The organism is Chelatococcus sp. GCM10030263 (assembly GCF_042666455.1).
Classification (GTDB): Bacteria; Pseudomonadota; Alphaproteobacteria; order Rhizobiales; family Beijerinckiaceae; genus Chelatococcus.
This window is the reverse complement of the sequence record NZ_JBHTDB010000003.1, coordinates 951,905-964,082: the sequence shown is the minus strand read 5'-3', so window position 1 is coordinate 964,082 and position 12,178 is coordinate 951,905. Positions and strand designations below refer to the sequence as shown.

Below are 12,178 nucleotides of genomic sequence, written 5' to 3'. Positions count from 1 at the left end.
ATTAGATGTGCAGGCGATACGTCGCCTGCACTTCCGACCACGCATGAGGAGACGGACGTGATCGACTTTTTTTTCTGGACGACGCCGAACGGCCTGAAAGTTCTTATCGCCCTAGAGGAGATGGGCATCGAGTATAGAACCTCGACCATCAACATTTCCAAGGGCGAGCAGTTCGGCGAAGAGTTCCTGAAGATCTCCCCAAACAACAAGATCCCCGCCATCCGCGACAACAGCCCGGCCAACGATGCGGCGCCGATCACCATTTTCGAGTCCGGCGCAATCCTGTTCTACCTCGGGGAGAAGACCGGAACCTTCCTACCGAAGGATCTGCGCGGGCGCGTGGCGGCGATGGAGTGGTTGTTCTGGCAGGTAGGTGGCCTTGGGCCGATGGCCGGACAGACCCACCATTTCCGCCATTACGCGCCGGAGAAGCTTCCCTACGCCATCGACCGCTATGTCCGTGAGACCGGCCGTCTCTACGGTGTGCTCGACAAGCGGCTCGCTGGCCGGGACTACATACTCGGCGACTACTCCGTCGCTGACATGGCGGCTTTCCCCTGGGTGATCGACCATGGCCGCCAGGACCTCCGCCTCGAGGACTTCCCCAATGTGAAGCGCTGGTTCGCCGCGATTTCCGCTCGGCCGGCGGTCATTGCCGCCCGCGCCAAGTCGGACGCGATCAACACCGCACCGAATGTGAACGACCAATCGCGCGCCATTCTCTTCGGTCAGACCCATGCCGGGGCAAAAAACTAGCGGGGGCGCACCCTGCGGCCGCTCATTCGCGATTTCGGAGTCCATACATGCGTGACTTTCATCAGCCGGGACGCAGCGCCGTCTATTCCACCAATGGCATGGCGGCGACCTCTATGCCCGCGGCGACGCTCACCGCCCTTGATGTGCTGCGGGCCGGTGGCAATGCGGTGGACGCGGCCATTGCTGCCTGCGCCGTCCTGGGGGTCATCGAGCCGCAGTCGACCGGCATCGGCGGCGACTGTTTCTGCCTCTACGCTCCGGCAGGCGGCGATGCAGTGTTCGCCGTCAATGGCTCGGGCCGGGCGCCGGCTGCCGCCTCGATCGACTATTTCGATGCTGCCGGCATTACGGCGCTCGCCAACACCTCCCCCCATACCGTGACCATCCCGGGTGCGGTCTCTGCCTGGCAACTCCTGCTGGAGCGCTTCGGCTCGAAGGATTTCGACGAGTTGCTGCGACCCGCGATCCGCTATGCGGAGGAGGGCTTTCCGGTGCATCCGCGCGTGGCGGCCGACTGGAGCGAGGAGGGCGAGAAGCTGGCGCGCTCCGACAATGAACTGTTTCTGCCCGGCGGACGGCCGCCGGCGGAAGGAGCGCGCTTCGTGCAGGCGGCATTGGCGAAGACGTTGCGCGCCGTCGCAGCCAAGGGCGCCGACGCATTCTACCTCGGAGAGGTCGCGCAGGACATGGGCTCGACGCTGCAGAAGGCCGGCGGTCTACACAGGGAGGAGGACTTCGCCCGTGGCCGGCGGGTTGCGGAATTCGTCGAGCCGATACATGCACAGTGGAAGGGCTACGACGTCTGGCAGTGCCCGCCCAATGGTTCCGGCATCGTCGTCCTGATGATGCTGGGCATATTGGACGCTCTCGGCCCTACCGCTGACGGCCCGACGAGCACGTTGCGTCTGCACCGGCACATAGAGGCGGCACGTCTGGCCTATCGCGACCGCGATGCCTTCGTCGCGGATCCCTCGCAGGCCAAGGTTCCGGTCGCCCAACTGACGAGCCCGGACTACACGCGTGCTCTCGCCACACTGATCGACGACCGGCGGGCGCTCTCGTCGCTGCCCGCGCCGGGCGTGTCGCCGGTGCCCGCCCATCGCGATACGGTGTACATCAGCGTCGTCGACCGCGACGGCAATGCCTGCAGCTTCATCAATTCGCTGTTCCAGAGCTTCGGCAGCGGCATCCTCGCTAAAGAATCGGGCGTGCTGCTGCACAATCGCGGTTTCGGCTTTCGTCTCGAGCGCGGACATCCGAACTGCATCGCACCGGACAAGCGGCCGATGCACACGATCATGCCCGGCATGCTGACGCGCGAAGGCCACGCGGTCATGCCTTTTGGCGTGATGGGCGGTCATTTCCAGCCGATGGGCCAGACCCTGTTCCTCACCAACCTGCTGGAATACGGCATGGATATCCAAGAGGCGCTCGAGGCCCCGCGCCTGTTCCCCTTTGCCGGAGCCGTGGAAGTCGAGCGCGGCATCCCCGAGCGCACCCGCGTCGAGCTCGCCGCCATGGGACACCGCATTGTCGAGATCGGCCGCCCGCACGGCGGTGGGCAGGCGATCTGGATCGACCGTGAGCGCGGCGTTCTGGTCGGGGGATCGGATCCCCGCAAGGACGGCATCGCGCTCGGCTACTGATCGGCGGCTGTTGGCCCGCAACCGCATTCTCCCAATTGGAAAGATAAGTCGAGATGCCGCTCATAAGCCAGCGCCACGGCAAGGATCGCGTCCGCGTTATGCGGGTCAATCGCGACACCGATCGCCACCAAGCACGCGAACTCACCGTGACGGCGATGCTCCACGGCGACTTCGATGCCTCCTATACGGAGGGCGCCAATGCCGGCGTTATCGCCACCGATTCTATAAAGAACATCGTCAATATCGTCGCCCGTGATCATGTCGGCGCGGAAAACGAAGACTTCGCACAGGCGCTCGCGGCGTATTTTCTCGATCATTACCGACAGGTTGCCAAGGTGGAGATCGAAACCGGCGAGACCCGGTGGACGCGGCTGATCGTCGACGGCGCACCGCACGACCACAGCTTCCTGTTCGACGGCAATGGTCGTCCGACCGTGACCCTCACGGCCACGCGCGAAGGCGTGACGCTGGCCTCCGGCATTGACGGTTTCGCCTTCCTGAAAACCACGCAATCGGGTTGGGACAACTATGTGATGGATGAGGCCACGACCCTCAAGAGCACGTCCGATCGCCTACTCGGAACGGCCATGAACGCCTCCTGGCGTTGGTTGGCCAAGCCCGTCTCCTACGAGGCGGCCAATGCGCGCGTGATCGAGGTCGCGATGGGCGTTTTCGCGACGACCTTCAGCCCAAGCCTCCAGCGCACGCTCTTCCTCATGGGCGAGGCGGTCCTTGCCGCGGTGCAGGAGGTCGTCGAGATTTCAATGGCCTGCCCGAACAAGCACTACCTGCCGATCGATCTTTCGCCCTTCGGCCGTTCGTCGGACGGGCAGGTCTTCACCGCGACCGATGAGCCGCACGGCCAGATTGAGTGCACCGTCGGCCGCGCCTGACACAATGACCAGGGAGCCGCCCATGCAGAACCGCAACCTCGGCAAGACGAGCCTTTCGATCGCCCCTCTCGTGCTGGGCGGCAACGTCTTCGGCTGGACCATCGACGAGAAGACGAGCTTTGCGGTGCTCGACGCCTTCGTCGACCACGGCTTCAACGCCATCGACACGGCTGACGTCTATTCCGCCTGGGCGCCGGGCAATAGCGGCGGCGAGTCGGAGACCATCATCGGCAACTGGCTGAAGGCGCGACCCGGCCTGCGCGACAAGGTGGTGATCTTCACCAAGGTCGGCTCCGATCTAGGCCGCCCCGGACAGAAGGGGCTGTCGGCCCGCTGGATCGTCGAGGCGGCCGAAGGTTCGCTGCGCCGGCTCGGCATTGAGGCGATCGACCTCTATTTCTCGCATTGGCCCGATGCCGCGACGCCCTATGAGGAAACCCTGCGGGCCTATGAGACGCTGCTGGCGGCCGGTAAGATAAAGGCCGTCGGCGCCTCGAATCTCGACGCCGCCCAACTTGGCGAGGCGCTTGCCGTCGCGGCGCGTGAGCGGCTTCCGCGCTACGAGATACTGCAGCCGGAATACAATCTCTATGACCGCGCTGCCTTCGACGGGCCGCTGCGCGAGCTGTGTCTGCACGAAGGGCTCGGCGTCGTCACCTATTTCAGCCTCGCCTCCGGCTTTCTGACGGGCAAGTACCGATCGCCGGTCGATTTCGGCCTGAGCCCGCGCGGGGAGGGGATGGGCAAGTATCTCGATGCGCGCGGGCTAGCGATCCTCGGTGCACTCGACAGGGTGGCGGCGCGCCACGGCGCTCGGCCGGCTGAGGTCGCGCTCGCCTGGCTGATGGCGCGCGAAGGCGTTACCGCGCCCATAGCAAGCGCCACCAATGTCAGCCACATTGAGAGCTTCGCCTGCGCTACCGCGCTTGTCCTGATGGCGGAGGATATCAACGAGTTAGATAGCGCCAGCGTGTGATGGAGTTAGCCTGTCGACCGACGTCAGACTCGGCAGCAGGTCCGCGAACCGTCGACTGGTTCGTATTCTTCCATGCACGCGGGGCGAGAGGATGTCGTAGCCGCTTGTGCGCCCTTCATCGGGCTTGGACGTGGCCTACATCGCTCAATAGGTTTACCCATATTCAAGCTCCAACACCGTTCTGCTTTTCCTTATCGCGCTAGCGGATCAGCAGCTCGAACGGCGCCGGCTCGTCCAGATGAACCCGCCTCCGTGCGGCGCAATTCGGGGAAATGGCCGGGAGTGATGCGGTCGGCGCGTGCGAGTATAGTGCGGATCGACGCCGTGCCAGCGGCGATCTCGTCGAACGCCATGTCACAGGCCTGCAGCAGCGCCTCGCGGGCATATCTGATCGCATCGCCGGCGACGACCACCGTGCGTGGTCCTTGGTCTGCAATTCGACCCCATAGCAGCCCGGCGTGTGGCGGGCGCCGGAGAGAAGTGCACCCCCCTTGTCGAGTTCGCCCGTGCCCTCGATGAGCGTTGCCCGCCGTACACATCCGGCAACCGGCATTTCTCTGGAGACATTGTGGAGATGTAGCGCGCAAAATCGCGTGTCACTCGGCGCAAGATCGGGTGTCAGTCGCGCTCATGGCCTACAGCGCAGCCTACAACCGGTCGAGAACGACGAACTCGGAGTCTTTATTCCGGGGCGCCTGGGCGAGCCTTTCCAAGCGTTCCCGATTGGCGAGGAGCGCCCGTCGCGCATTGTCCGATTGGAACAAGCTGGCGCCGGCGGCTAACAACGACCCCGTTAGCGCGAGGGCGGACTCGCCAACCCTCAATTCGCGGCTTCAGCGCCGATGCGGCGCGCGCCATGATCTCCGGACCAACCCCCGCAGGATCCGCTGATTCAACCGCGATCCTCGGACGAAACACCGACACTCCCGCTCCCGAAACGCACGGTAGAGCCTGGCGCATGCCTCCGCTGTTGGGAAGCCAGAATTGATCATAATATCTCATTCTGCGTCGGTGTACTTCAAATTATGCCGGAGTATGATGGTGGATGCTGGGGATTAGGCGGGCTGCTTGACACATCGCATCTTCTGCCATTCTCTCCACGCCAGCCTGCCGCGCACCCGCTCACTCGTGTTGGCGCAGAGGCTGCATGCGAGCCTCGCGAGCTCGCAGTCACCACCCCGATCACGCGAGCCCCATGACCTTGCCATTCAGGCCCATGCTGTATCAGCTGCCGTCCAGCCGCATCATCGCGGCTCTGATCGATCGAGCACGCGACATATGATCGGCAACCGTCGGAAGTGGGCATAAACCATGGCCTCGAACCGCCGCGCGGAGCTCATTCCAGCCCAGCGCCGGGCCTTCATGCTGGACCACATTCGCAAGCGGGGCGCCGCGTCGATCCAGGAGCTCGCGCAGGCGATTGGCATCTCGATGTCGACCGTGCGGCGGGACCTTGAGCATCTGGAGGAGCGCGGCTATCTTGAGCGCACGCACGGCGGCGCGCTTATTCAAAAGCAGCTTCAGTCGACCTTCGAACCCGAAGCGGCGATCACGGCCGAATTCGACCGGCCGCAGAAGGAGGCGATCGGTCGGGCCGCCGCTGCAACGTTGCATCGCGGCGAGAGCGTGATCTTCGACAGCAGCTCGACCGTGCTCGCCGCGGCCCGCGCCTCGGTGGCACGTGGCATGGCGCTGACCGCCGTCACGAATGATCTCGGCATCGGCCAAGTGCTGGCGACCGCGAGCAACATCCGCGTCGTGGTCCTCGGCGGAACGGTGCGTCCCGGATCGCTGACGATGGTCGGTGATCCGGGACGCGACTTTCTCGGCAATCTCAGCGCGGACGTCGCTCTCCTGGGCACCCATGCGATCTCCGGCACAACCTTGAGCGAGACATCGCTTGAGGCCGTGGCCATGAAGCGCGCCATGATCGCCGCAGCCAAGCGGATCGTTCTTCTGGCGGACGCGTCGAAATTCAGGCCGGCCGCCTTCTGCAAGATCTGCGAGGTCACCGAGGTGCACGAATTGATCACGGACGCCCGGGCCGATCCGCGCGAACTCGACCGGCTGCGCGATCTCGGCGTCGCCGTGACGGTGGAGCCGTCGGCCGCTGCGTCCACGGCGGCCGCCTGACACGCGTCCGCCTGATCGCCGACGACTGGCGGGCGCGCTCGACATCGCGACGCAGTTCACGGGCTCGGCGGGGCCTTTGCCGGTGCTGCTACGGACGTAAGCGCCATGGCCCGAGGGATCATTCGCCCTCGACCTTTCCTCCAGCGCCGGTGCCGAGGCCATGGAGTCGCGGCTGCCTGGAGAGTTCTGTCTGCTACCGCGGCGCCAACTTGGCCTTGATCCTGACCGTGGTCGGCGGCGAGACCTTCGCCGCCGTCTGTCGCGCCCTCGGTGCCACCGCGGTCACGGTGGAGGGCGAGTATCAGCCGGGCGTGCCCGCGGCTCGTGGATGGCCTGCGGTCAGTGGAACGGCACCCGCTGTTTCGCGAAGTCCGAGGCCTTCGGCGATTCCGCTGTCGGCGTTTCTTGCCTCCTGAAAGCTCGTCTCTTCGGAGCCGATCTCCGCAGTTGCACACCGGCGTGCTGTCGCGGGTCGGTGGCGGCCGATCGGCCGCCACCTGTCTTCGGATCAGGGCTGGTGCGAGAACATCGGCTTGCCCGGCACATCGAGCTCGGCCTTCAGGATCGTGGCGCTGCCCGACTCGGTGATGAAGAGGCTGCGCCCCTCCGGCCCGCCGAAGGCGAGATTGGTGGTGTGCATCGCGGCGCAGGAGCGGATGCGGTAAACCGGCTCGCCGAAGCGGTCGACCACCCAGACCGACCCCATGCCCACATGGGCGATGAAGAGCCTGCCTTCCGCGTCGAGGGCAAGTCCATCCGGCCCACCCCAGCCGCCGGAGAGCTGCACGAAGACGCCGACCTTGGCCACGCCGCCGTCGGCCAGGAGCGGCACGCGCCAGACGCAGTTGCCGCGGGTGACGGCGAGATAGATCATGCTCTCGTCGAGATTCATGACGAGCCCGTTCGGGCTCGGCACGTTGTCCAGCAGGCAGCTCACGCGGCCATCGGGCGCCACGCGAAAGAGGCGCCCCGTCGGGTCATGCAGGCCGGTCAACCCTTGATCGGTGAAATAGAGATCGCCGTTGGCGGCGAAGAATAGATCGTTGACGGCTTTGAAGCGCTCGAGATTGGCTCTGACGAGATAGGGCTCCACTTTGCCGTTCACGGGGTCGAGCACCATGATGCCGTGCTTGTGGTCAGCGATGAAGACGCGCCCGTCCTTGTGGAATTTGAGCCCATTGGGCCAGCCGTCGTATTGCGTGACGACGTGGAACGTGCCGTCCGGTGTGATGCGATAGATGCGCCCGTTCGGCAGGTCCACGCACCAGAGATTGCCGTCCTCGTCGAAGGAGGGGCCTTCGAGCAGCGATGATGGCGGGCCGCCGGCCGGCTGGAAGCGCACCCACTCGTTCGTCGCATCGGCGGTCTTGAGCTCGTCCGGCAGCGTGGCAAAGACGGTGGTCTGAACATCCTTGGGCGGATGGAAGAACATCGCGATCTCCTTCTCAGAACGATGCGGCCGGCTGGACAGCGAGCCGCGGCTCCGGACCGATCGCCCGGCGGGTCAGGAAGAGCGCAGCCAATGCCCCGAGGACGAGCAGCAGGCCGGCAATGACGAAGGCGTAGTTGAAGCTGCCGCTCGCCTTGATGACATAGCCGGTGACCACAGGCGCGAGCAGGCCGAAGATATTGCCGCCGAGAATGAGCAGCCCCGTCGCACGGCCGATGTCCGCTGCCGAGCGCAGCAGGTCGTTCAGGAGAGCGATGTTCAGGGCGACCGCGCCGGACACGCCGGTGAGCGCGATCATGATCAGGAACAAGATGACATAGACATTGGCGATCAGCGGCGTCAGGAGGATGACCGAGGACAGGAGCAGGATAACCGCAACGACGATCCGCCGCCGGCCGCTCTTGGCTGTCTCGGCGGTGAGAAGACTGTCGCTCAGCTTGCCCAGTAGCATCGTGAGCACGACCGCGCCGAGATAAGGCAGGGCCATGAGAAAGCCGCTCGTCAGCATCGTCAGTCCGCGCTCGGTCTGCAGGTAATTCGGCAGCCAGGTAAGGAAGAGATATTGCGTATAGACAGCGCAGCCCTGCGCCAGCATCAACCCCAGCATCGAGGACTGCGACAGGAGTTTCAGAACCCCCATCGAGGTAGCGTCCTTCGCGGCGGCCTTCGGCGCCATGTCGCGTTCGGCGAGAATCATGCGGCGCTCGTCTTCGTCGAGCCATTTGGCCTGCTCGGGCAGGTGGTAATAGACGAGCCAGGCGGCGAGCCAGACGAAACCCACGGCGCCACAGACGTAGAAGGCCATGCGCCAGCCGGCGGCTTGGACGAGCCATGCGAGCACCAGGCCACCGATGGCCGGGCCGAAATAGGCACCGCTGTTGAAGATGGAGGTGGCGAGCGCCCGTTCCTTCAACGGCACCCATTCGCGGATCACGCGCCCGCCGGCGGGATAGGTGGTGGCCTCGCCCACGCCCATGGCGATGCGTGAAGCGATCAGGCTGGCAAAGCCGCCGGCAAGACCCGTGAGGATCGTCGCCGTCGACCACAATGCCATGCCGCCGGCATTGACGGCCCGGGTGCCGAAGCGATCGACGATCATGCCCATCGGCACGAGACAAACGACGTAGAGCCACAAGAAGGAGGAGAACAAATAGCCGAGCTCGACGGTGTCAATGTCGAATTCCTTGGCGATCGAGCTTGCTGATACGGACAGCGCAACCCGGTCAACGTAGTTGATCGTCGCCAGGAAGAATAGGAACACATAAATCAGGATACGCCCGCGTCCCATGCGCTTTCTCCACCTTGGTTGTTATCCAATCTGATTATTTCGGCACAATCGCCGCTTTTCTGCTCACGAGCACGATCGTGCGAAGAAGGGGATTGGTGAGGGCTTACCGCGTACGTGTCGAGCGATACCCTCCGGTTGCCCCGATCTCGTACGCTGGAAAAGCTCCCGCCGTGATTCAGTACCCGGCGGCGTAGCACGCGAGGCGGTGACGGCAGACTCAAGTGGCGGCTCCGGCGAGCAAGATTGTCCAAATATGAGCAATTTATGCCATAAATTCTCACGAATGTGCAACCTGCGGTATGGACGACCGCGGTCGGGTTATAAGCTGTTGCGAGCCCGCCCTCCGTACGGCTATTGACGAAAGCGGCCGGAAGCTTCTTCTTTCGGCGCGGTTGCCGTTGTCGAACACCAATCGGCGGTGGATTGCCTCGAACGACGCAGCCCAAAGGATCAGCGCAGTCAAACGAAGGTGGTCTCGTCGGTGTCGATCAGATGGGCACGGGATCGGCAAGAATCTCGTCCAAAAGGACTCCAACTCGGTCTTGACCACGCGTTGGTAGGTTTTGCGTCCGAGCGACCGCCGACCATCGTTCCGATCCAGCATGAAGCGAATCCCAAAGAAATGCTGATGATCGCCGGGAACTTCAGGCTAATCAGAGCGCGGGCCCCTGCCAACGGTTACGAACAGGAATATCGAAAGACCTGGGGCAAGACCCAGTCCTGACACGTTCCGTCCCCGCATTGCACCTGCCGATGTGGGATTTGAAGCCGTCGTCGTTGTCGAACTCTCGGGAACCGCAATGGCCGATACATGTGGGCGCAGCCCGACCTCGCCAATGAACGCAACTACTATCGCGCTAAGACGACGCCGCATCACCATGGGAGCGGCTGCGACAATGCTGCTGACCGAGGGTCAGGCCTGTCGGGATCAGCCAAAAAATCATCCATTGGCGAGGCGGCATCGGTCGCAAAAAGGGGGATCGCTTCTCTGAACGTGATGAGCACTGCCCCCAGCCTCATCGTCTCCCTGATAATGTTTTGCTTTATGTTTTCTCATTGACCCCAGTTCGCATTCCGTACGCGGGGCCGAGTCACTTGAACAATTGCCAAAGGTTAGCAGACCAACTATTGCGGCGGGTAATCGATAATAATGTCGGCGTCTGATTACTTTTGGTTATCGGTGCGCCTGATCATGGCGCACCGAAAGGGCTGGCGTCCGGCTCACGGCATTAGCCGGCCGCCGTTCACGTCGATCGTCTGGCCGGTCACATAGCCGCTCATGCGCGACGAGGCGAGGAAAAGGCATGCGCCGACGCAGTCCTCGGCGGTGCCGAGACGGCGCAGCGGAATCGACAGGCGCACGGCGTCCAGCCGTTCCTGTGGCGTCTGCGCGTGGAAGGGCGTCACGATGAGGCCCGGCGCAACCGCATTGGCGCGGATGTTGTCGGGCGCGAATTCATTGGCCATGCCCTTGGTCAGCGAATGAACCGCGGCCTTCGTGGCGGCATAGAGCGCCGAGCCAGGCTGGCCGCCGTTGCGCCCGGCGATCGAGCCGGTGTTGATGATCGCCCCTTCGCCGGATGCCTGGAGATAGGGTAGCGCCGCGCGCGTGACGGCGAGGATCGAGCGCACATTGAGGTCCATGACCTCGGTGAAGACGCGGTCGTCATAGGTCGCGATCTTGACCGCTTCCACCATGCCGCCCGCGTTGTTGACGAGCACGTCGAGGCCGCCGAGTTCCTTCGCCGCCTGTTGCACCAGGGCAGTGGCCTCTGCCGGGTCGCGGAGATCGCCCGCGACGACGACCGCCTTGATGTCGTGAGCGGCCGCCTTGGCGGCGAGGTCGCGGGCCGCAGCCTCGCCCCTGTTATAGTGGATCGCGACATCCGCGCCATGTTCGGCGAAGCCGAGCACCACGGCGGCGCCGATGCCCGAGCTGCCGCCCGTGACGAGAACGCGTTTGCCCTTCAGGTCGTCGAGTATCATGGCTCACCTCGATGGATGTCGCGAATAATGTCGCGGGCGGCTGCTGGAGAGGATTTAAGATTGACCCAGCAGGATCTTCTTCCGACCTGCAGGGTAGCTTGGTTCGGCACTAACCGTGAGGCACGCGCAGGCCGGCATTCGGCCAGTCCATCGCGATGAGCTGGCCGATGCCCGACAGCGTCACGTAGGCCGTGCGCAGATCGGCGCCGCCGAAGGCGATATTGGTGGTGATCGGATCGCCGGTTTCGACCTGCCGCAGGACCTCGCCGGAGGGGCTGATCACGGTGATGCAGCCGGCAATCAGCGTCGCCACGCAGATATTGCCGTCGGCGTCGAGCGCCAGGCTGTCGAGACGCTGGTAGCCCGGCAGGCCACAGACGAGACGTCCGCCGTGGGGCGACGGGAACGGCTGCTGCTTGGCAACGCCCGGCTCTTCCAGATCGAAGGCCCAGAGCCGCCCCGTTTCGGTTTCCGCCACATAGACGATGGATCCATCCGGCGAGAGGCCGACGCCGTTCGGCGTGAGCAGCGGATAGGCGACCTCGACGATATGCGAGCCGTCGGCTTTGGCATAGTAGAGGCCGCCATTGACGCGCATGCGCGGATAGATCTTGCCGAAATCCGTAAAGTAGAAGTCCCCCTGGCCGTCGAAGACAAGATCGTTCGGGCCGACGAGCGGAAAGTCGCCGCAGCGGTCGTAGAGCACGCGACGCTCGCCGGTGCCGGGATCGAGGCGTTCGATCCATCCGCCGGCATAGCCCTCGGGCACGCCCGGGCGTGTGCGGTTGAAACCAGCGACCCTGCGGAAGAGGAAGCCGCCGTTGTTGCAGATGTAGAGGGCACCGTCCGGCCCAACCGCAAGGCCGTTGGGCCCTCCGGGCAGCGCGGCGACGATCTCGACCCGCCCGTCCGGGTGAGCGCGGCTCACCGTGCGGCGTTCAATCTCGACAAACAGAACCGTGCCGTCGGGACAATAAACCGGCCCTTCGGGGAAAAGCAGATCCGTTGCAATAACGCGTCGTTCCATAATCAGCGCTTCCATCCATGCCG

General features: G+C 64.2%; 10 protein-coding genes. 5 read left to right on the top strand and 5 right to left on the bottom strand.

The window, feature by feature from the left end; genetic code table 11:
• Positions 1-57: 57 nt before the first annotated feature.
• From ACFQU1_RS09070 to ACFQU1_RS09055, 4 genes are read left to right on the top strand one after another with little or no spacing between them, the layout of a single operon-like run.
• Positions 58-756 carry a glutathione binding-like protein gene (locus ACFQU1_RS09070; RefSeq protein ID WP_378131495.1) on the top strand — a complete coding sequence of 233 codons (699 nt, stop codon included), beginning with the start codon at positions 58-60 and terminating at the stop codon, positions 754-756.
• A gap of 47 nt (positions 757-803) precedes the next feature.
• Positions 804-2,402 (top strand): gamma-glutamyltransferase, encoded by a 1,599-nt coding sequence (gene ggt, locus ACFQU1_RS09065; RefSeq protein ID WP_378131493.1) that lies wholly within the window; start codon positions 804-806, stop codon positions 2,400-2,402.
• Between the two features lie 53 nt (positions 2,403-2,455).
• On the top strand, positions 2,456-3,295 hold the full coding sequence (pucL, locus tag ACFQU1_RS09060; protein ID WP_378131491.1) for a factor-independent urate hydroxylase: 840 nt from the start codon (positions 2,456-2,458) through the stop codon (positions 3,293-3,295).
• Between the two features lie 22 nt (positions 3,296-3,317).
• The gene (locus tag ACFQU1_RS09055) at positions 3,318-4,271 is read left to right on the top strand and encodes an aldo/keto reductase (RefSeq protein WP_378131489.1); all 954 of its coding nucleotides are present in this window, start codon (positions 3,318-3,320) and stop codon (positions 4,269-4,271) included.
• 191 nt (positions 4,272-4,462) lie between these two features.
• Here ACFQU1_RS09055 and ACFQU1_RS09050 read toward each other — a convergent pair whose 3' ends face one another.
• Positions 4,463-4,684, bottom strand: coding sequence for a hypothetical protein (locus tag ACFQU1_RS09050; RefSeq protein ID WP_378131487.1), 222 nt, complete (start codon positions 4,682-4,684; stop codon positions 4,463-4,465).
• 898 nt (positions 4,685-5,582) lie between these two features.
• Between ACFQU1_RS09050 and ACFQU1_RS09045 the strand changes: the two genes are divergently transcribed.
• Complete coding sequence (locus ACFQU1_RS09045; RefSeq protein WP_378131485.1) at positions 5,583-6,404, top strand: DeoR/GlpR family DNA-binding transcription regulator; 822 nt, start codon at positions 5,583-5,585, stop codon at positions 6,402-6,404.
• A gap of 508 nt (positions 6,405-6,912) precedes the next feature.
• Here ACFQU1_RS09045 and ACFQU1_RS09040 read toward each other — a convergent pair.
• The 4 genes from ACFQU1_RS09040 to ACFQU1_RS09025 form a co-directional block, all read right to left on the bottom strand.
• Complete coding sequence (locus ACFQU1_RS09040; protein ID WP_378131483.1) at positions 6,913-7,836, bottom strand: SMP-30/gluconolactonase/LRE family protein; 924 nt, start codon at positions 7,834-7,836, stop codon at positions 6,913-6,915.
• Between the two features lie 13 nt (positions 7,837-7,849).
• On the bottom strand, positions 7,850-9,142 hold the full coding sequence (locus tag ACFQU1_RS09035; protein ID WP_378131481.1) for an MFS transporter: 1,293 nt from the start codon (positions 9,140-9,142) through the stop codon (positions 7,850-7,852).
• A gap of 1,221 nt (positions 9,143-10,363) precedes the next feature.
• Positions 10,364-11,128 (bottom strand): SDR family NAD(P)-dependent oxidoreductase, encoded by a 765-nt coding sequence (locus tag ACFQU1_RS09030; protein WP_378131479.1) that lies wholly within the window; start codon positions 11,126-11,128, stop codon positions 10,364-10,366.
• A gap of 109 nt (positions 11,129-11,237) precedes the next feature.
• On the bottom strand, positions 11,238-12,158 hold the full coding sequence (locus ACFQU1_RS09025; RefSeq protein ID WP_378131644.1) for an SMP-30/gluconolactonase/LRE family protein: 921 nt from the start codon (positions 12,156-12,158) through the stop codon (positions 11,238-11,240).
• Between the last annotated feature and the right edge of the window lie 20 nt (positions 12,159-12,178).

Coding starts and splice junctions, on each gene's coding strand:
- ggt (WP_378131493.1), top strand. CDS start 804: ATGCGTGACTTTCATCAGCCGGGACGCAGCGCCGTCTATTCCACCAAT.
- pucL (WP_378131491.1), top strand. CDS start 2,456: ATGCCGCTCATAAGCCAGCGCCACGGCAAGGATCGCGTCCGCGTTATG.
- ACFQU1_RS09055 (WP_378131489.1), top strand. CDS start 3,318: ATGCAGAACCGCAACCTCGGCAAGACGAGCCTTTCGATCGCCCCTCTC.
- ACFQU1_RS09045 (WP_378131485.1), top strand. CDS start 5,583: ATGGCCTCGAACCGCCGCGCGGAGCTCATTCCAGCCCAGCGCCGGGCC.
- ACFQU1_RS09040 (WP_378131483.1), bottom strand. CDS start 7,836: ATGTTCTTCCATCCGCCCAAGGATGTTCAGACCACCGTCTTTGCCACG.
- ACFQU1_RS09035 (WP_378131481.1), bottom strand. CDS start 9,142: ATGGGACGCGGGCGTATCCTGATTTATGTGTTCCTATTCTTCCTGGCG.
- ACFQU1_RS09030 (WP_378131479.1), bottom strand. CDS start 11,128: ATGATACTCGACGACCTGAAGGGCAAACGCGTTCTCGTCACGGGCGGC.